This window comes from Streptomyces sp. OfavH-34-F (assembly GCF_022347745.1).
Taxonomy (GTDB): domain Bacteria; phylum Actinomycetota; class Actinomycetes; order Streptomycetales; family Streptomycetaceae; genus Streptomyces.
On the sequence record NZ_JAKRGC010000031.1, the window covers coordinates 16,698 to 33,980 of the forward strand.

Consider the following 17,283-nt stretch of genomic DNA (forward strand, 5'->3'; position numbering starts at 1 on the left):
TTGAAACCTCAGCCCTCCGCGCGGGCCACGCCCACCGGGCAGGACACGCCCGTGCCGCCGATGCCGCAGTAGCCGCCCGGGTTCTTGTCCAGGTACTGCTGGTGGTCCGGCTCGGCCGGCCAGAACGGACGCCCCTCGGCCGGCAGGATCTCCGTGGTGATCTCGCCGAGTCCGGCGGCCGTGAGCACCCGCTGGTACGCCTCGCGGGAGGCATCGGCGGCCGCCGCCTGGCCGGCGGAGTGGGTGTAGAGGGCGGAGCGGTACTGCGTACCGACGTCGTTGCCCTGGCGGAAGCCCTGGGTCGGGTCGTGCGACTCCCAGAACAGCTTCAGCAGCTCGCCGTACGAGACGACGGACGGGTCGAAGACGACGCGGACCGCCTCCGTGTGCCCGGTCAGGCCCGAGCAGACCTCCTCGTACGCGGGATTCTCCGTGTAGCCGCCCTGGTAGCCGGCGAGCGTCGTCCAGACGCCGTCCGTCTGCCAGAACTTGCGCTCGGCGCCCCAGAAACAGCCCAGCGCGAAGTCCGCGACCTCCAGGCCCTCCGGGTACGGGCCGAGCAGCGGATTGCCCAGGACGGTGTGCCGGGACGGCACGGTGAACTCGGGGACGGAACGGCCGCGCAGGGCCTCCTCCCGGGTGGGGAGCTGCGGGGTGCGGCGGTACGAGAACATGCGGGGGCTCCTCCTGGGTCGGCGTGCTGTCCGTACAACACGCCGCGGCCCCCGCGGATTCCGGCCCGCCAGGTCAGCGGCCGGGCGTCTCCTCGCCCCGTTCCGCGGCCTCCACGTAGGCGGCGGCGCGCTTGCGGGCCTTGAACCAGAAATAGAGGCCGAGGCCGATCAGGACCAGGGGTATCAGGCGTGCCACGGTGCGGGTGTCCTTGCGGTGGAGGGCGGGACGGAGCCTCCACCGTCGCACAGACTCCGCCGATCCGGGAGGGCCCGGACCCGCTAGCGCGGCAGCGTCGCCGGGCTGCCGCCGTTCGCCTCGTAGCCCGCGACCGCCAGCGCCCGGTACACCGTGTACTCGGCGGCCGGGTCCTCGCTCGCCGTCCACGGCAGCGCGCCCACGTAGCCGTCGATGTGCACCACCTGGTGCACCGCCTCCGCCCAGCGCTCCATCCGGACCAGGAACAGCACCAGCAGATGGCGCACGTGCGCCAGCATCGGATCGTCCGGCCGCGCCGCGTGCACCGCGAACATCGCGCCCTCCACGGCCCGCGTCACCACCTGGCTCTCGTAGAAGCCGCGCACCAGATTGACCTCGGGCAGATGCTCGTACACCGCGAACAGCGGCAGCGCGGCCAGCAGCGAACCCTGCGGCGCGCGGGCGGCGGCGGCCGTCGCGAAGCGGTCCGCCTCCTCGCGCGAACCGTGCCACCGCTCGCTCCAGAAGTGCAGCGCCGCGATGTGCGCGCCCATGTGCGCCGGGGCCCGGTCGATGATCTTCGCCCACAGCCGGTCGAACTCCTCGGCCGGGTAGCCCAGTCCGCGGGCCACCGCCAGCTCCGTGATGTACGGCACCGGGTCGCCCGGCGCCAGCAGCGCCGCCTCACCGATCACCGTACGGGCCTCCTCCAGGAGGATGCGGAAGTCGTCCGTCCCCGTCGTGGACGAGCGCCACGCCTGCTGCACCAGGAACTCCGCGTGCACCGCCGCCGCGCCCGCGTCCTTCGGCGCCTCCGCACGCCACTTGCGCAGCCACGCCCCGCCCGCGCCCGGCCGCGCCAGCAGCTCCAGCGACGCCGCCCCGGCGAACGCCTGCACCCGCTGCCAGCGCACCTCGCCCTCCTTCGGCGTCCCGGCCAGCAGCTGCGAGGCGGCCCGCCACTCCTGCGTCCCCTGCACGACCTCCAGCACATCGATCAGGTCCCGGTCCGGGCCCGGCGTACGCACGTCCAGCTCCTCCTGGCGCGCGAAGCCGTAGTCCTGCGGGTCGGCGGCGTCGGGGGAGCCCGGCGCGGCCAGCCGGATGCCGCCACCCCGCCGGCGCATCACATAGGGGCCGAGGACGGCGGCCAGCAGGCAGAGCGCGAGCAGGAACCACAGAATCTCCATGCCCCCCATTGTCCCCGGACGGCAGGGTGGACCGTGAGCCCCCTCGGAAGGAACTACGCTCGCTCCATGAGCGACCAGCACAGCTTCGAAACCCGTGCGATCCACGCGGGGAACACCGCAGACCCCCTCACGGGCGCGGTGGTTCCGCCCATCTACCAGGTGTCCACGTACAAGCAGGACGGCGTGGGCGGGCTGCGCGGCGGCTACGAGTACAGCCGCAGCGCCAACCCGACCCGTACCGCCCTGGAGGAGAACCTCGCGGCCCTGGAGGGCGGCCGGCGCGGGCTCGCCTTCGCCTCCGGCCTCGCCGCCGAGGACTGCCTGCTCCGTACGCTGCTCACCCCCGGCGACCACGTCGTCATCCCGAACGACGCCTACGGCGGCACCTTCCGGCTGTTCTCGAAGGTCGCAGCCCGCTGGGGCGTGGAGTTCTCCGTCGCCGACACCGCCGACGTGGCGGCGGTCCGGGCCGCGCTCACCCCGCGCACCAAGGCGATCTGGGTGGAGACCCCGTCCAACCCGCTGCTCGGCATCACCGACATCGAGGCCGTCGCCCAGGTCGCCCGCACCGCCGGGGCGCGCCTCGTCGTCGACAACACCTTCGCCAGCCCCTACCTCCAGCAGCCCCTCGCGCTCGGCGCCGACGTCGTGGTGCACTCCACCACCAAGTACATGGGCGGCCACTCGGACGTCGTCGGCGGCGCGCTGATCGTCGACGACCAGGCCCTGGCCGACGAACTGGTCTTCCACCAGAACGCCATGGGCGCGGTCGCCGGACCCTTCGACGCCTGGCTGGTGCTGCGCGGCATCAAGACGCTCGCCGTCCGCATGGACCGCCACTGCGAGAACGCCACCAAGGTCACCGAGCTGCTGACCCGGCACCCCAAGGTCACCCAGGTCCTCTACCCCGGCCTGCCCGAGCACCGGGGCCACGAGGTCGCGGCCAAGCAGATGCGCGCCTTCGGCGGCATGGTGTCCTTCCGCGTCGAGGGCGGCGAGGAGGCGGCGGTCGAGGTCTGCAACCGGGCGAAGCTGTTCACGCTGGGCGAGTCCCTGGGCGGCGTCGAATCGCTCCTGGAGCACCCCGGCCGCATGACGCACGCCTCGGCGGCCGGCTCCCCGCTGGAGGTCCCCGCCGACCTGGTCCGCCTCTCCGTGGGCATCGAGAACGCGGACGACCTGCTGGCCGACCTCACCCAGGCGCTCGGCTGAGGCCACCCGAGGGGGCCGGACCGTCCCGGCCCCCTCACCAGCCGTCCAGCGAGGGCGTCGTCGCGGGTGGTGCCTCCCAGGGCCGGACCAGCAGCGCCCACACCGTGAACGCCGCCACCGCGGCCACCAGCAGCAGCGTCCCCAGCCGGCGCAGCCTCCGCCGGCGTCGGACCAGCCGCCCGCCCCGCTCCGCCGCCCGCGCCGCGAGATCGGCCGGCACCCGGGGATGCGGGCCCTCCAGCATCTGCCGTACCCGGTCCTCCCGGCGCCTCGTGCCGCTCACGGCCCGGCCCCCAGGAGCCGGGCGGCCCCCCGGCGCGCGGTCGGGTTCCGGGAGCCGCACATCGTGGCCACCGAGCGGTTGCAGACCGCGCGCACCCGGTCCCGCCCCAGCCCGAGCAGGGCCGCCGTCCGCTCCTCCGGCACCCCCTCGTACAGCCGCAGCACCAGGACCAGGCGCTCCTGCGGGGTCAGCCGGTCCAGCAGCCCGCCGCGCGGGCGGCGGTGACGCCACGCCTCACGGGCGAACCGGGCCGCCAGGTCCTGCCGGGTGCGGTCGTACGGGTCCTCGCCGCGCAGCCGCTCCCAGTCGGCGAACGTCCGGGCCAGCGAGGCCGTCAGCAGGCGCAGGGCGCGCGGACGGCCGTCCGGCCCGTCCTCCGGTTCGGCCGTCAGCAGCGTGGCCGTGCGCAGCAGACGGCCGGCCGCGCCCGCGACGAACGAGTCGAAGTCGTGGGCGCGGCTCCGCTGCGGACCAGCCTGGAACTCACGCACCCGTCCATCCGAACGCGCGACGGCTTCCCGGTCAACCCCTCGGCGTACAGCGGCTCTTCAGCTCGCCGGCGCCGTCTGGTGGGCCGCCTGGCGGGCGGCCAGCGCCCCGTTGAAACGGGTGAGCAGCGCACAGAACGTGTTCCGCTCCTCCTCGCTCCAGCCGTCCGTCACCTGCGACATCAACTCTCGCCGGGAACTGCGGACCTCGTCCAGCCGGGCCTGGCCGCGCGGCGAGAGCTGGAGCACGACCGCGCGGCCGTCCTCCGGGTGCGAAGTTCGCTTCACCAGACCGGTGTCCACCAGCGGAGCCACCTGCCGCGTCACCGTCGAGGAGTCGATCCCCATCCCGGCCGCCAGCGCCTTGACACCCATCGGCCCTTCCAGATCCAGCCGGTTCAGCAGCAGATACGCCGCCCGGTCCATGGAGTTGCGGACCTGGCCCACCCCGCCGAGCCGGGTCTGCTCGGCGCGGCGGGCGAAGACGGCCACCTGGTGCTGGAGTGTGTCGAGGACGTGCTCGGAACCCGGATTTTCCGGGGCGGCGCCCCGGGAAGGAGACGAGGCAGTCGTCATGTCCTGAGGGGGCATGGCCGGGGGCTCTCTTCGTATGTGACGGATAAGTGGGGGACAGAGTACGCGGCCACGGGGCAACGTGTACCAGTGCTGCACAAACCTGCGGACATCGGCGCAGGGTGCCCCGCCAAGCGGCGGCCGGGGCCCCCGCGAGCTGCAAGACTTGCGGTATGGACTTCCCCTCGCGCGGCAGCTTTCCCCCGGTGATCCTCGACGACGTCCGGGGCGCGCAGAAGATGCTCTCCGGGGTCTCCCGGGTCACGCCCCTGGAGGGCAGCCGCCATCTGTCCGGCCTGGTGGGCGCGCCCGTCCTGTTCAAGTGCGAGAACCTCCAGCGGACCGGTTCGTTCAAACTGCGCGGCGCCTACGTGCGCATCTCCGGGCTCACCCCGGTCGAACGCGCCGCCGGCGTCGTGGCCGCGAGCGCCGGGAACCACGCCCAGGGCGTCGCGCTCGCCTCCGCGCTCCTCGGCGTACGCGCCACGGTCTTCATGCCCGTCGGGGCGCCGCTGCCGAAGGTCGCCGCCACCCGCGAGTACGGGGCGCGGGTCCGGCTGCACGGCACCGTCGTGGACGACACCCTGGCCGCCGCCCAGGAGTACGCCCGCGAGACCGGGGCCGTCTTCATCCACCCCTTCGACCACGCCGACATCATCGCCGGACAGGGCACCGTCGGGCTGGAGATCCTGGACCAGTGCCCCGAGGTCCGCACCATCGTCGTCGGGATCGGCGGCGGCGGGCTGGCGGCCGGGATCGCCGTCGCGGTCAAGGCGGTCCGGCCCGACGTGCGGATCGTCGGCGTGCAGGCGGCCGGCGCCGCCTGCTACCCGCCCTCGCTGGCGGCCGACCGCCCCGTCTCCATCGGCTCGCTCCAGACCATGGCGGACGGCATCAAGGTCGGACGCCCCGGCGACGTGCCGTTCGGCCTGGTCCGGGATCTGGTGGACGAGGTGCGCACGGTCTCCGAGGACCAGCTCTCCAGCGCCCTGCTGCTCTGCCTGGAGCGGGCCAAGATGGTCGTCGAACCCGCAGGGGCCAGCCCGGTCGCCGCGCTGCTCGCCGACCCGAAGGCGTTCCACGGGCCCGTCGTCGCCCTGCTCTCCGGCGGCAACGTCGACCCGCTGCTGATGCAGCGCATCCTCACCCACGGCATGGCGGCGGCCGGCCGCTACCTCAGCCTGCGGCTGCGCCTCACGGACCGGCCCGGCGCGCTCGCCACGCTGCTCGGCGTGCTGTCGGTGGCCGACGCCAACGTCCTGGACGTCGGCCACGCCCGTACCGAACCCCGGCTCGGCCTCACCGAGGCGGAGGTGGAGCTGCACCTGGAGACCAAGGGCCCCGAGCACTGCGAGGACGTGAAGGCGGCGCTGCGGAACGCGGGGTACCGGGTGATGAGCTGACGGCGTGCGGTCGGCTTGTGTGTTTTACCGGGCATCGCACCACCGTCAAACCTAGGATCTGGGTCTGAGAGGTAGCCACCCGAACGCACTGGGGGAATCCCATATGCCAGGCGCCATCCATGCCGAAGGGCTCGTCAAGACCTTCGGAGACGTGCGAGCACTAGGCGGCGTCGACCTCGACGTACCGGAGGGCACCGTCCTCGGCCTCCTCGGCCCCAACGGCGCCGGCAAGACGACCGCCGTACGCGTCCTGACGACGCTGCTGCGGCCCGACAGCGGCAGCGCCTCCGTCGCCGGGATCGACGTGCTGAAACGGCCCAACGAGGTGCGGCGCGCCATCGGGCTCTCCGGCCAGTTCGCCGCCGTCGACGAATACCTCACCGGCCGCGAGAACCTCCGCATGGTCGGCCAGCTCTACCAGATGAGCGGGCGGGCGGCGAAGGCGCGGGCGGGCGAGCTGCTGGACCGGTTCAACCTGGCCGACGCGGCGGACCGCCCCGCCAAGACGTACTCCGGCGGCATGCGGCGCCGCCTGGACCTCGCGGCGGCGCTCGTCGTGTCGCCGCCGGTCATGTTCATGGACGAGCCGACGACCGGCCTCGACCCGCGCAACCGCCAGCAGCTCTGGGAGGTCATCGAGGAACTCGTGGCCGGCGGCACCACGCTGCTGCTGACCACGCAGTACCTGGAGGAGGCGGACCACCTCGCCCACGACATCTGCGTGATCGACCACGGCCGGGTCATCGCCCGGGGCACCTCCGACCAGCTCAAGGCCCGGACCGGCGGCGAGCGCGTCGAGGTCGTCGTGCACCACCCCGACCAGATCGAACCGGCCCGCGCCGTCCTGGCCCGCGTCGGCAAGGGCGAGACCGCCGTCCTCCCGCACATGCGCAAGCTGACGGTCCCGGTCGACGGCGGCGCCAAGCTCCTCGCCGAGGTCATCCGCGACCTCGACGCGCGGGGCGTGGAGATCGACGACATCGGGCTGCGCCGCCCCACCCTCGACGACGTGTTCATCTCCCTCACCGGACACGCCGCCGAACAGGACAAGAGCGACGACACCGACACCGACGGCACCGACGGCGCGACCGCCGCCGGTGCCCGGACGGAGGCAGAGAAGTGAGCGCCCTCACCGAGACGAGCGCGGCCCCCGCCCGCTCCGGCGGTTCCCTCGGCCAGTCCGTACGCGACTCGCTGGTCATCGCCCGCCGCAACCTCATCCGCATGACCCGCATCCCCGAGATGGTCATCTTCGGGCTCATCCAGCCGATCATGTTCGTGGTGCTGTTCACCTACGTCTTCGGCGGCTCGATCAAGGTCGGCGGCACGATCTCGCCGCAGGCGTACCGCGAGTTCCTGATGGCCGGCATCTTCGCCCAGACCGTCACCTTCGCCACGGCGGGCGCCGGGGCGGGCATCGCCGACGACATGCACAAGGGGCTCATCGACCGGTTCCGGTCCCTGCCCATGGCGCGCGGCGCCGTCCTCACCGGACGCACCCTCGCCGACCTCGTCCAGACCGCGCTCACGCTCGTCGTCCTGGCCGGGGTCGCGCTCATCGTCGGCTGGCGCACCCACGAGAACATCGGCAAGGTGCTCCTCGGCTTCCTGCTGCTGCTCCTGCTCGGCTACGCGTTCTCCTGGATCGGCGCGCTGATCGGCCTGTCCGTCCGCACCCCGGAGGCGGCCACCTCCGGCGGGCTGATCTGGCTGTTCCCGCTCACGTTCATCTCGAACGCCTTCGTGGACGCCAACCAGATGCCGACGTTCCTGCGCTACATCGCCGAGTGGAACCCGTTCAGTGCCACCGTGCAGGCGTGCCGGGTCCTGTTCGGCAACCTGCCGCCCGGCTTCGTCACCCCGGACGCCTGGCCCATGCAGCACCCGATCATCGCGTCGATCGTGTGGTCCGTGGTGATCCTCGTCGTCTTCCGCACCCTCGCCGTACGCAAGTACCGCTCGGCCGTCTGAGACGCGACGGAGCCCCGGCCGCCTGTGCGGCCGGGGCTCCGTCGTGCGTACGGGGCGGCGGTCAGCCGGTGTACGGCTTCGCCGACAGGATCTTGACCGTGGCGGTCTTGCCGTTCGGCAGCTCGTACTCGGCGGTCTCGCCCATCTTCTTGCCGTTCACGCCCATGCCGAGCGGCGACTGCGGCGAGTAGGTCTCGATCGCGCCGCTGGCGTACTCACGGGAGGCGAGGAGGAACGTCGTCGTGTCGTCCTCGTCGCCGTCGAAGGCGATCGTCACGACCATGCCGGGCTCGACCACGCCGTCGTCGGCCGGCGCCTCGCCGACCTTCGCGTGCTCCAGGAGCTGGGTCAGCTGGCGCACCCGGAGCTCCATCTTGCCCTGCTCCTCCTTGGCCGCGTGGTACCCGCCGTTCTCGCGCAGGTCCCCCTCCTCACGGGCCGCCGCGATCTTGACGGCGATCTCCGTGCGCGCGGGACCAGACAGGTACTCCAGCTCGGCCTTGAGCTGGTTGTACGCCTCCTGCGTGAGCCAGGTGACGTTTTCGCTGGTCTGGGTCACAGGGTGCTCCTCGTCGGTACTGGGAATACAAAGCAACGCCCTACCCGCAAGCATGCGCACTCACGGGTGGGCGAAACCACGAGCCTAACAATTCACCGGGAAAAGGGGGAGAAGGTAAAACTCAGGACCGAAGAAAACGCAGGTCAGGGCCTGTCAACTGAGGTTACGACGGGCGTGCTGCGGTCAACGCGACGCCCCGTCGTCCTCCGAGCAGCCCAGCAGCTCGACGGCGGTCGCCCGCGAGGTCGTGCGCAGGGTCAGGATCTCGTCGACGCGGGTGGCGTCCTCGTCGAACCGGAAGTCCTTGCGGGCCACGTCCGTACCGTCCTCGCGCTGCGCGCGCAGCGAGCAGTAGCCCCGGGCACCGGCGTCCTTGCGGACCTCCAGATGGATCTCGACCTTCTCGTCCGAGACCACCTTGAACTTGATCACCTCGGCGCTCAGGCCCTTCCCGGACACGTAGCCGTAGCCGATCCAGCCGATGACGCCCAGCAGCACGGCGCCCAGCACCGCACCGATGATCTTGAGCTTGCGGTCCGCGCGCTGGTCCGCGGAGCGGCCGTAGCGGTTCTCGGGAAGCGCGTCGCGCACCGCTGTCATGATCGTTCCTCCCAGGCCGGGGATCGAGGAATTTTCCACCCCCCGGTTCGGTCACTATAGAAGTTGCCCACCCGCCACCCGACCGCCGCCCCGAGACCGGCGTCCCTGCGGGACGGCACCATTGATGGCGACCAGTGACTGAGGATCGAGTCTTGACTGAGCAGCTTCGACTGATGGCCGTACACGCTCACCCCGACGACGAGTCGAGCAAGGGCGCGGCGACCATGGCCAAGTATGTGTCCGAGGGGGTGGACGTGCTGGTCGTGACCTGCACGGGAGGCGAGCGCGGCTCCATCCTCAACCCGAAACTCCAGGGCGACGCCTACATCGAGGAGAACATCCACGAGGTGCGCCGGAAGGAGATGGACGAAGCCCGCGAGATCCTGGGCGTCAAACAGGAGTGGCTCGGCTTCGTCGACTCCGGCCTGCCCGAGGGCGACCCGCTGCCGCCGCTGCCCGAGGGCTGCTTCGCCCTGGAGGACGAGACCGTCGCGGCCGGCCGCCTCGTCGCCAAGATCCGCGCCTTCCGGCCGCAGGTCATCACCACGTACGACGAGAACGGGGGCTACCCGCACCCCGACCACATCATGACCCACACCATCTCCATGATCGCCTTCGAGGGCGCGGCGGACACCGAGAAGTTCCCCGAGGAGGAATTCGGCCCCGCCTGGACACCGCAGAAGCTCTACTACAACCAGGGCTTCAACCGGCCGCGCACCGTCGCACTGCACGAGGCGCTGCTCGCACGCGGCATGGAGTCCCCGTACGGGGAGTGGCTGGAGCGCTGGAAGGAGTTCGGCCGCGCCGAGCGCACGCTGACCACGCACATCCCGTGCGCCGAGTTCTTCGAGATCCGCGACAAGGCGCTGATCGCGCACGCCACGCAGATCGACCCGGACGGCGGCTGGTTCCGCGTCCCGATGGACATCCAGCGGGAGGTCTGGCCCACCGAGGAGTACGAACTGGCGAAGTCTCTCGTCGATACCTCCCTCCCCGAGAGCGACCTCTTCGCGGGCATCCGCGACAATGCCTGATATGTACGCGACTCAGGCACTGACGAACCTCGTCCCGCTCGCCGAGGAACTCGACAAGAACAAGGTGACCCCAGGGGTCCTCGGCTTCATCGTCTTCGCGGTCCTCGCCGTGGGCGTGTGGCTGCTCATGAAGTCGATGAACCGGCACATGGGACGGGTCGACTTCGAGGAGGCGCCGGAGGAGCCGGCGGCACCGGAGCCGGCCGGGCCGGTGTCCGCGAAGCGGAAGTAGCCCGGAGCAGCGCACGGGGGCGGGGCGCCGCAGCGTCCCGCCCCCGGCCTCAGAGCGCGACGCCCATGACCTCCCGCGTCCGGCGCGACGGCAGCAGCCCCAGCGTCCACGCCTGCCAGCCCGCCTCCAGATCCACCCCGCGCTCCAGCACCACCCCGTACGCGTCCGCGCAGTCGTTCACCTCGGCGTCCCTGGCCGGATGGGCCGCCGCCCGCAGCTCCGCCAGCTCCTGCTGCGCCACCACCGTGCCCACCTCGACCCCGCCGGGCGAGGCGTACGGCAGCAGCGTGCAGCGCAGGAAGCGCGCCCAGTCCGCGCCCCGCGCGTCCCCGTACGACTCGAACAGCCCGACCGCCTCGCCGCACAGCTCCAGGGCCTGCGGCGCCCGCTGGTTGCCCGCGTCGATCACCGCGAGGTCCAGGCAGGTCCACGCCTCCCCGTGGGCCACCCCGATCCGCCGGAAGTCCGCCCGCGCGTCCACCAGCAACTGGCGGGCGAACCCGGAATTGCGCAGGTTGCCCGTCTGCGCGGCCCGCTGGTCGCGGCTGACGCGCCCCGAGTGCTGCCGGGCGCACGCCAGCCCGTAGACGTCCCGCATCCGGGAGAACATCGACCGGGCCCGCTCCAGCTGCCGGACCGCGTCCACCGTGTCCCCGGCCTCCTCCAGCGCCTGCCCCAGGTGGTACAGCGTCCACGCCTCGCCGCGCGCGTCCTCGTTGTCCCGGTGGTGGGCCAGCGCCCCGGTCAGCCGCTCCACCGCCGCGTCCGCCTCGCCCCCCGCCAGCAGGGCCCGCGCCAGCTGCGTCGTCGCCCACGCCGTGCCGCGCTCGTCGTGCGTGCGCCCGTACAGTTCGAGGGCCGTGCCCAGGGCGGACCCGGCCCGCTCCCGGTCGTCCAGGCGCAGCCACACCTGGCCCAGCTGGAACCACGTCCACGCCTCCCCGTGCAGCGACTCGCCCTCGCGGTGCAGGACGAGCGCGGAGTCCAGCAGCTCCACCGCCTCGGCCAGGTTGCCCCGGTCCCGCTCCACCGCCGCCAGCGCGTGCATCGACCAGGCCCGGTCCGCGTCCTGCCCGGCCGCCGACTGGAGCCCCATCGCCTCGCGCAGCCGGGCCGCCGCCTCCGTCAGGTTGCCCTGGTGGTGCAGGGTGATCCCCAGCGAGCACAGCGCCAGCGCCGTACCGGAGTCGTTCCGCGCCTCCCGGTACAGCCCCACGACCGACGACAGCGTCGTGCGGGCCTTGTCCAGCTCGCCGAGCTGCCGGGCCGCGATCCCCGTACGCCACCGCACCGACCGCTCCAGCAGCCCCTGGTCGACCGCCTGCGTCAGCTCGCTGATCTCCCCCAGCCGGTACAGGTCGCCGCGCAGCAGGCAGTAGTCGCACAGCGCGCCCAGCAGCGCGAGCACCGCCCCCTGGTCCACGCCCTCGGCGTGCCGCAGGGCGGAGGTGATGAAGCTCGACTCCTCGTCCAGCCAGCGCAGGGCGGCGTCCAGGGAGCCGAAGCCGTGCGAGCCGAACTGCCCGGCGCGGGTGGACATCTTCCCGTCCACCATCCGGATCACCGCACCGGCCAGGTCCGCGTAGTTCGCGATGAGCCGCTCCTGCGCCGCCGCCCGCTCCGCCGGGTCCTCCTCGTCGCGCAGCCGGGCCAGCGCGTGCTGCACCCAGGCGAGTTCGGACTCGGTGCGGGCGGGCAGGCCGTACTCCCAGCGGGGGTCGTAGGCGAGTTCCTCGTGGCCCCAGCCCCGTTCGTTGAACGGGGGGTGGCAGAGCACGGCGTCGGCGGCCAGCTCCGGGAAGGCGTCGGCGCGCAGGGTGTCGCCGGTGCGTACGTCGGGTCCGGTGCCGGGGGTGGCGCGCAGGGCGAGGCGGAGGGCGGTGACGGCGGCGAGGCCGGGGTCGCTCTCCTGCCCGTACAGGGTGGCGGTGCGGGGGGCGGCGGCGAGCAGGGCGCCGGTGCCGGCCGCGGGGTCGAGGACGGTGCGGGGGGCGGCGTCGCCGGTTCCGGCCAGTTCCGCCATGAGTTCGGCGAGTCCGGGCGGGGTCAGCGTGTACTGGCGCGGGTTGGCGTCGAGTTGGCGGCCCAGCAGGAACTCGTAGGTCTCGCGGGTGCCGGTCTCGGCGGCGAGTTCGGCGGCGGCGCGCAGCAGGGGGACGGAGGGCAGGAGTTCGGCGCGGTCCGGGGTGCGGACGGCGCGTCCGTGGCCCGCGGGGCCGAAGCGGTCGGCGAGGGCGTCGCCCAGGGCGAGGGTGAGGACGGCGGCCGTGCGCTCGTCGCTCACTTCGGTGATCTCGCGCCAGGCGGCGGGATCCCGGTCCGCCAGGAGCAGGGCGCAGCCGACGTGGACGAGGGCGGTGACGGGGCCGGCCGGGTGTCCGGCCAGTTGCTGCCAGACGCGCTCGCGGAGGGGGACCTCGACGAGTTTGCCCTGGTCGCGGAGCCACTGTTCGACCTCGGAGAGGGCGAAGGAGGGGCTGGTCTCGGTGCCGCCGACGGGCTGGGGGAAGTCGGCGTGCCGGCGGCGCCAGTTGCTGACGGCGGCGCGCCCCACCCCGGCCAGGCGGGCGATCCCGGCGGCGGTCACCTCTGTGGCGTTCTCCGGCACTTGTTGTCTCCCTGTCCCGCTGCCGGCCGATGGCTGGACAACGCACCACGTGGTGCGTTGGGGCCGTGCCGCGAGCATACCGATCCGTTCACAGAACGCACCGCCTCGCTCCCTTCACACCGTGCAGGGGTCCATTCCCTGTGAACCGTGTTGACTCGGTTCACACATGATGGTGTCATTGACCTGTCGCCGCACGACGGCGACCACTCGTACCGCTCACGCTTCCCGTACTTGCCGAAGGGCACAGCCATGTCCCAGTTCACGCAGCCGCCGCAGTCCCCGTACTCCCAGCCGCAGCAGCCGTACGGCCCCGGCCAGGTGCCGGGCGCACACCCCGCGCGCAACGGGCTGGGCGTCGCCGCCCTGATCCTCGGGCTCATCGGCGCGGTCTCCGGCCTGATCCCGTTCCTCTTCTGGCTGGCGGGCATCCTCGGCACGATCGCCCTGATCCTGGGCCTGGTGGGCCGTGGCCGCGCCAAGCGGGGCGAGGCGACGAACAAGGGCATGGCGACGTTCGGCGCGGTCCTCGCGCTGATCGCGCTGATCATGTCGGTGGTCGGCGCGGTGATCACGTTCAAGGCGGTGGACGACGCGGTGGACGACCTGAACAAGGCGGTGTCGGACACGACGGCGTCCGCGAAGCCGAAGGCGGGCGGGGACAAGGCGAAGGACAAGGGCGGGAGCAAGGGCGGCGACACGGCGAAGGACGAGAAGGCGAAGGAGGAGAAGCCCGCCGACGAGGCGCTGGAGGCCGGCGACTCGGCGGTCTACGACGACGACCTCACGGTCACGGTCGGCGAGCCCGACCCGTACTCCCCCAGCGAGTTCGCCGTGGGGCACACCAAGGGCCACAAGGCGTACAAGGTCACCGTCGTCATCGAGAACGCCGGCAAGGAGAAGTTCGACGCCACGCTCGTCACCGCCGAGGCCCGGGCCGGCGCGGACGGGGTGAACGCCGAGGAGATCTTCGACGACAAGGTCGGCGAGGGCTTCACGGGCACGATCCTGCCGGGCAAGAAGGTCACGGTGACCTACGCCTTCGACGCGCCGGCCGACGCGAAGAACCTGACGGTGGAGATCAGCCCCGGCATCACGTACGACGCCTCCCAGTGGGAGCTGACCCTCTGAGCCGCGGGCCCGGCGCCCGTACGGACCGCGCGGCACCCGTCCTCCCCCGGGGGGGCGGGTGCCGCGCGTCGTCGTGTCAGTCCTCGCGCTCGCCGGGCCAGGCGGCCAGGGCCAGTTCCGCGATGGCGGCCAGCGCCTCCGGGCCCGCCCCGTCGCGCGACTGCTGGGACATGCCCTGGATGATCGTGGCGAAGTACCCGGCGAGGGCACGGGGATCGGCCTGCTCAGGCAGTTCGCCCGCGCGCTGGGCGTCCCGCAGCCGCGCCGTCCAGACCGCGATGTTGGCGTTGCGCAGTTCCCGCATCCGGGCGGCCACCTCGGCGTCCTGCGGGGCGACGTTGACGGCGGCGGTGATCGTCATGCAGCCCGCCGGGTGCGAGGGGTCGGCGTAGATTTGGGCGGCCTCCCGCAGGATGCGCGCGAACGCGCGGTAGGCGGTGGGCTCCTCCTCCAGGGCCTCGCCCATGAACGTCCCGCAGGGCGTCGTCCCGTAGGCGGCGACCGCCTCCTCGAACAGCGTCCGCTTGTCGCCGAAGGCCGCGTAGAGGCTGGCGGGCCTGATGCCCATCGCCTCGGTCAGCTCACCGATCGAGGTGGCTCCGTACCCCCGCTCCCAGAACAGCCGGACCGCCGCCCCGAGCGCCGCGTCCCGGTCGAAGGAGCGCGGCCTGCCGCGCGTCGTGCCTCTCTCCGCCATGCCCCCATTCTAGAGCGCCCGTTCAAGAACGTGTGCTACGTTCTTTCTGTATCGATCATTCAATAAATTGGTGAGGGGAACAGCCATGTCTGCACGCGCACTTGAGGGCAAGGTCGCACTGGTCACCGGCGGCAGCCGGGGCATCGGACGGGGCATCGCGGAGCGGCTCGGCCGGGACGGTGCCGTGGTCGCAGTGACCTACGCCCGCGACGCGGCGGCGGCCGACGAGGTCGTCGAGGTCATCCGGAAGGACGGCGGCACCGCGTTCGCCTTCCGCGCCGAACTGGGCGTCCGGGGCGACGCGGCGGCGCTGTGGGAGGCGTTCGACGCGCGCGTCACCGACCACGCCCCGGGCGGCGGCGTGGACATCATCGTGAACAACGCGGGCGCCGGGCTCCAGGCGGACCTGGCCTCGCTCACCGAGGAGGGGTTCGACGAGGTCTTCGCCGTCAATGTGCGGGCGCCGTTCTTCGTCGTCCGCCACGGTCTGGACCGGCTGCGCGACGGCGGCCGGATCGTCAACATATCCAGCGGCGCCGCCCGGCTCGCGATGCCGGAGATCATCGCCTACAGCGCGACAAAGGGCGCCCTGGACAACTTCACGCTGACCCTCGCCAAGGAGCTGGGCCCGCGCGGCATCACGGTCAACTCGGTGGCCCCCGGCATCATCGACACCGACATGAACGCGGCCTGGCTGCGCACGGACCCCGAGGCCCGGACCCGCTCCGCCGCCCTGGCCGCCCTGGGCCGGGTCGGCCGGCCGGACGACGTCGCGGACGCGGTCGCCTTCCTCGCCTCGGACGACTCGCGCTGGGTGACGGGCACGGTGATCGACGCGACGGGCGGCTCCGGCATCTGAGGCGACGGCGGCGGCGGGCGGTGCGTCCGTGCTGTGCATCGGGCGCGAGATGGTGCACGCGTGGCGTGGGAATCGGCAGGTACGCGCCGTACGCTCACCGGCATCCGGCGCCCGCCGCCGTACGGAACGGGGGCGTCCGTGCTCTCGGGGTGCACGTTCGCCCCGCCACGCCGGTGGCCCGCTCCGTCCGGGGTCGGCGAGGTCGCCTGAGACGTGGTGCGGCCGGCCCACGGGGGTGGTCGGCCGCACCGCCGCAGGACGCGCGGGCGAAAAACGGGGGACGGACGTGACGTGGCTGTCGTATGCGGGTGGTGCCCTGGCCGTGCCGGCGGCCGTGGCCTGCGCGGTGGGCTGGATACGGGAGAGAGGGCGGCGCCTGGGCGCCGAGGGGGCGCGCGACGAGGCGCTGCGCCGGTACCGCGTGGCGGCCTCGGACGCCGAGACCCACGCGGACGCCGTCCACCGGCTGGAGGGCCGCGTCCGGTCCGAGGCGCTGGCGGTCGGCTGGTGGCGCAGCCGCTACGGCGAGCTGAGCGAAGCGCTCGGCCCCGCCGTCCGGCGCCTGGAGGAGCGGGCCGCCGCGTCCGGCCCGTCGCCGCACGGCGAGGAACCGCCCCTGGACGCACGGCGGTTCGAGACGCTGGTCCACGAGGTCCTGGACCAGGCCCGCGACGAGACCGAGGACGCCGAACGGCGGGCGGCGGCCCTGCGCGCCTCGGCCCTGGCCGGAGTCCGGACGACGGCCGAGCAGATGCACACCGCGCTGACCACCGCACAGGTGGCCGTCGATCAGGCGCTGGAGCAGGTGGCGTCGGAGGCCGAGCAGGCGGTCCTGCGGGAACTGGACCGGTGCGTGAGCCAGGCGGGCCACGCGGTGCAGCGGCTGCGGCTGCTGAGCGACGCCTGGCCGGGCGTGCAGCGGGCGGACTGCACGGTCGAGGAGATCGTGGAGGGGGCGCGGGCCCGCACCGTGCACTTCGACCTCGTCCGCTGGGTGCCCGGGGAGCCGGGCGACGTATGGGTCCAGGGCCGGGTGGCGGAACCCGCCGCGATGGTGCTGGCCGAACTCCTGGACAACGCGGCCACCTACTCGGGGCGCCCGGTCGAGGTCCGCGCCGCGTACGTGGGCGGCCCGGTCGGAGGGGTCCGGGTCACGGTCCGCGACCAGGGGCTGGGCATGACGCGCGGCGAGCTGGACCGGGCCCGCGCGACGCTGGCCTGCGGGCGGGAACTGGACGCGACCCGGCTGGACGGGGCCCAGCAGCTGGGACTGCTCGTCGCCGGCCGGCTGTCCGCCCTGTACGGACTACCGGTACGGCTGGAGAGCGCGGAGGGCGGCGGGGTGCTCGCCGCCCTCGACATCGGCCCGCACCACTTCGCCGAGATCGCGGAGCCACCGCTCCCGGAGCCGCCGCTTCCCGAGTCGCCGCTTCCGGAGCCGCCGCTTCCGGAGCCGGTGACCGCGCCGCCCGCGCCCCGGACGGCCGGTGACGACGCCGACGGCGCCCCCTGATGACCGGCCGCCGGACACCGCCCGGCCGGCGCCCCCGCTCCCCCGGACCGCTCCGCCGGGCCC

The 17,283-nt window shown here is 73.1% G+C and carries 19 protein-coding genes; 9 read left to right on the plus strand and 10 right to left on the minus strand.

What is annotated here, in order from left to right; all coding sequences use genetic code 11:
* Window positions 1-8: 8 nt before the first annotated feature.
* From msrA to MHW47_RS08240, 3 genes are all read right to left on the minus strand, one after another.
* Window positions 9-674: a peptide-methionine (S)-S-oxide reductase MsrA gene (msrA, locus tag MHW47_RS08235; RefSeq protein WP_239221970.1), complete on the minus strand. Its 666-nt coding sequence runs from the start codon at window positions 672-674 to the stop codon at window positions 9-11.
* 73 nt (window positions 675-747) lie between these two features.
* On the minus strand, window positions 748-870 hold the full coding sequence (locus tag MHW47_RS35685) for a hypothetical protein (protein WP_275448985.1): 123 nt from the start codon (window positions 868-870) through the stop codon (window positions 748-750).
* An 83-nt stretch (window positions 871-953) separates the two neighbouring features.
* On the minus strand, window positions 954-2,060 hold the full coding sequence (locus MHW47_RS08240; RefSeq protein ID WP_239221971.1) for a hypothetical protein: 1,107 nt from the start codon (window positions 2,058-2,060) through the stop codon (window positions 954-956).
* Between the two features lie 66 nt (window positions 2,061-2,126).
* Between MHW47_RS08240 and MHW47_RS08245 the strand changes: the two genes are divergently transcribed.
* Complete coding sequence (locus MHW47_RS08245; RefSeq protein WP_239221972.1) at window positions 2,127-3,272, plus strand: cystathionine gamma-synthase; 1,146 nt, start codon at window positions 2,127-2,129, stop codon at window positions 3,270-3,272.
* A 34-nt stretch (window positions 3,273-3,306) separates the two neighbouring features.
* Here MHW47_RS08245 and MHW47_RS08250 read toward each other — a convergent pair whose 3' ends face one another.
* Genes MHW47_RS08250 through MHW47_RS08260 form a run of 3 tightly spaced genes read right to left on the minus strand, consistent with a single transcriptional unit; the run spans window position 3,307 to window position 4,634 of the window.
* Window positions 3,307-3,555 (minus strand): hypothetical protein, encoded by a 249-nt coding sequence (locus MHW47_RS08250; protein ID WP_239221973.1) that lies wholly within the window; start codon window positions 3,553-3,555, stop codon window positions 3,307-3,309.
* Entirely contained in the window at window positions 3,552-4,046 is a 495-nt protein-coding gene (locus tag MHW47_RS08255) for a sigma factor-like helix-turn-helix DNA-binding protein (RefSeq protein ID WP_239221974.1), read from the minus strand. The genes MHW47_RS08250 and MHW47_RS08255 overlap by 4 nt, the downstream gene beginning before the upstream one ends.
* A 57-nt stretch (window positions 4,047-4,103) precedes the next feature.
* Window positions 4,104-4,634: a MarR family winged helix-turn-helix transcriptional regulator gene (locus tag MHW47_RS08260; protein WP_239221975.1), complete on the minus strand. Its 531-nt coding sequence runs from the start codon at window positions 4,632-4,634 to the stop codon at window positions 4,104-4,106.
* Window positions 4,635-4,789: 155 nt separating this feature from the next.
* Between MHW47_RS08260 and ilvA the strand changes: the two genes are divergently transcribed.
* The 3 genes from ilvA (at window position 4,790) to MHW47_RS08275 (ending at window position 7,990) form a co-directional block, all read left to right on the plus strand.
* On the plus strand, window positions 4,790-6,019 hold the full coding sequence (gene ilvA, locus MHW47_RS08265) for a threonine ammonia-lyase (RefSeq protein WP_239221976.1): 1,230 nt from the start codon (window positions 4,790-4,792) through the stop codon (window positions 6,017-6,019).
* A gap of 103 nt (window positions 6,020-6,122) precedes the next feature.
* Window positions 6,123-7,142, plus strand: coding sequence for an ATP-binding cassette domain-containing protein (locus MHW47_RS08270; protein ID WP_239221977.1), 1,020 nt, complete (start codon window positions 6,123-6,125; stop codon window positions 7,140-7,142).
* Window positions 7,139-7,990, plus strand: coding sequence for an ABC transporter permease (locus tag MHW47_RS08275; RefSeq protein ID WP_239221978.1), 852 nt, complete (start codon window positions 7,139-7,141; stop codon window positions 7,988-7,990). The genes MHW47_RS08270 and MHW47_RS08275 overlap by 4 nt, the downstream gene beginning before the upstream one ends.
* Before the next feature lie 61 nt (window positions 7,991-8,051).
* On the opposite strand, the gene greA is transcribed toward MHW47_RS08275, so the two are convergent.
* Together greA and MHW47_RS08285 are read right to left on the minus strand one after the other, a co-directional pair.
* Window positions 8,052-8,549 carry a transcription elongation factor GreA gene (gene greA / locus MHW47_RS08280; RefSeq protein ID WP_239221979.1) on the minus strand — a complete coding sequence of 166 codons (498 nt, stop codon included), beginning with the start codon at window positions 8,547-8,549 and terminating at the stop codon, window positions 8,052-8,054.
* Between the two features lie 183 nt (window positions 8,550-8,732).
* Complete coding sequence (locus MHW47_RS08285; protein ID WP_239221980.1) at window positions 8,733-9,149, minus strand: DUF4307 domain-containing protein; 417 nt, start codon at window positions 9,147-9,149, stop codon at window positions 8,733-8,735.
* Window positions 9,150-9,301: 152 nt separating this feature from the next.
* Here MHW47_RS08285 and mca point away from each other — a divergent pair, with 152 nt between their 5' ends.
* Window positions 9,302-10,183, plus strand: coding sequence for a mycothiol conjugate amidase Mca (mca, locus tag MHW47_RS08290; RefSeq protein WP_239221981.1), 882 nt, complete (start codon window positions 9,302-9,304; stop codon window positions 10,181-10,183).
* Window position 10,184: 1 nt separating this feature from the next.
* Complete coding sequence (locus MHW47_RS08295) at window positions 10,185-10,415, plus strand: hypothetical protein (RefSeq protein WP_239221982.1); 231 nt, start codon at window positions 10,185-10,187, stop codon at window positions 10,413-10,415.
* A gap of 49 nt (window positions 10,416-10,464) precedes the next feature.
* Here the strand turns inward: MHW47_RS08295 and MHW47_RS08300 are convergent, their stop codons facing one another.
* Window positions 10,465-13,101 (minus strand): tetratricopeptide repeat protein, encoded by a 2,637-nt coding sequence (locus MHW47_RS08300; RefSeq protein WP_374230066.1) that lies wholly within the window; start codon window positions 13,099-13,101, stop codon window positions 10,465-10,467.
* Between the two features lie 171 nt (window positions 13,102-13,272).
* Between MHW47_RS08300 and MHW47_RS08305 the strand changes: the two genes are divergently transcribed.
* Complete coding sequence (locus MHW47_RS08305) at window positions 13,273-14,151, plus strand: DUF4190 domain-containing protein (RefSeq protein ID WP_239221984.1); 879 nt, start codon at window positions 13,273-13,275, stop codon at window positions 14,149-14,151.
* A 76-nt stretch (window positions 14,152-14,227) separates the two neighbouring features.
* Here MHW47_RS08305 and MHW47_RS08310 read toward each other — a convergent pair whose 3' ends face one another.
* A complete protein-coding gene (locus MHW47_RS08310; RefSeq protein ID WP_239221985.1) occupies window positions 14,228-14,848 on the minus strand; it encodes a TetR/AcrR family transcriptional regulator in 621 nt (206 codons plus the stop codon).
* Window positions 14,849-14,933: 85 nt separating this feature from the next.
* Here MHW47_RS08310 and MHW47_RS08315 point away from each other — a divergent pair, with 85 nt between their 5' ends.
* Window positions 14,934-15,707: an SDR family oxidoreductase gene (locus tag MHW47_RS08315; protein WP_239221986.1), complete on the plus strand. Its 774-nt coding sequence runs from the start codon at window positions 14,934-14,936 to the stop codon at window positions 15,705-15,707.
* A 286-nt stretch (window positions 15,708-15,993) separates the two neighbouring features.
* Complete coding sequence (locus MHW47_RS08320; protein ID WP_239221987.1) at window positions 15,994-17,220, plus strand: ATP-binding protein; 1,227 nt, start codon at window positions 15,994-15,996, stop codon at window positions 17,218-17,220.
* Window positions 17,221-17,283 lie beyond the last annotated feature (63 nt).

Bases quoted from the DNA above. Each gene is read 5' to 3' on its own strand.
- MHW47_RS08300 (WP_374230066.1), bottom strand. From the start codon at position 13,101: ATGCTCGCGGCACGGCCCCAACGCACCACGTGGTGCGTTGTCCAGCCA.
- MHW47_RS08245 (WP_239221972.1), top strand. From the start codon at position 2,127: ATGAGCGACCAGCACAGCTTCGAAACCCGTGCGATCCACGCGGGGAAC.
- MHW47_RS08305 (WP_239221984.1), top strand. From the start codon at position 13,273: ATGTCCCAGTTCACGCAGCCGCCGCAGTCCCCGTACTCCCAGCCGCAG.
- MHW47_RS08295 (WP_239221982.1), top strand. From the start codon at position 10,185: ATGTACGCGACTCAGGCACTGACGAACCTCGTCCCGCTCGCCGAGGAA.
- MHW47_RS08270 (WP_239221977.1), top strand. From the start codon at position 6,123: ATGCCAGGCGCCATCCATGCCGAAGGGCTCGTCAAGACCTTCGGAGAC.
- msrA (WP_239221970.1), bottom strand. From the start codon at position 674: ATGTTCTCGTACCGCCGCACCCCGCAGCTCCCCACCCGGGAGGAGGCC.
- ilvA (WP_239221976.1), top strand. From the start codon at position 4,790: ATGGACTTCCCCTCGCGCGGCAGCTTTCCCCCGGTGATCCTCGACGAC.
- MHW47_RS08260 (WP_239221975.1), bottom strand. From the start codon at position 4,634: ATGCCCCCTCAGGACATGACGACTGCCTCGTCTCCTTCCCGGGGCGCC.
- MHW47_RS08315 (WP_239221986.1), top strand. From the start codon at position 14,934: ATGTCTGCACGCGCACTTGAGGGCAAGGTCGCACTGGTCACCGGCGGC.
- MHW47_RS08285 (WP_239221980.1), bottom strand. From the start codon at position 9,149: ATGACAGCGGTGCGCGACGCGCTTCCCGAGAACCGCTACGGCCGCTCC.
- MHW47_RS08240 (WP_239221971.1), bottom strand. From the start codon at position 2,060: ATGGAGATTCTGTGGTTCCTGCTCGCGCTCTGCCTGCTGGCCGCCGTC.
- MHW47_RS08310 (WP_239221985.1), bottom strand. From the start codon at position 14,848: ATGGCGGAGAGAGGCACGACGCGCGGCAGGCCGCGCTCCTTCGACCGG.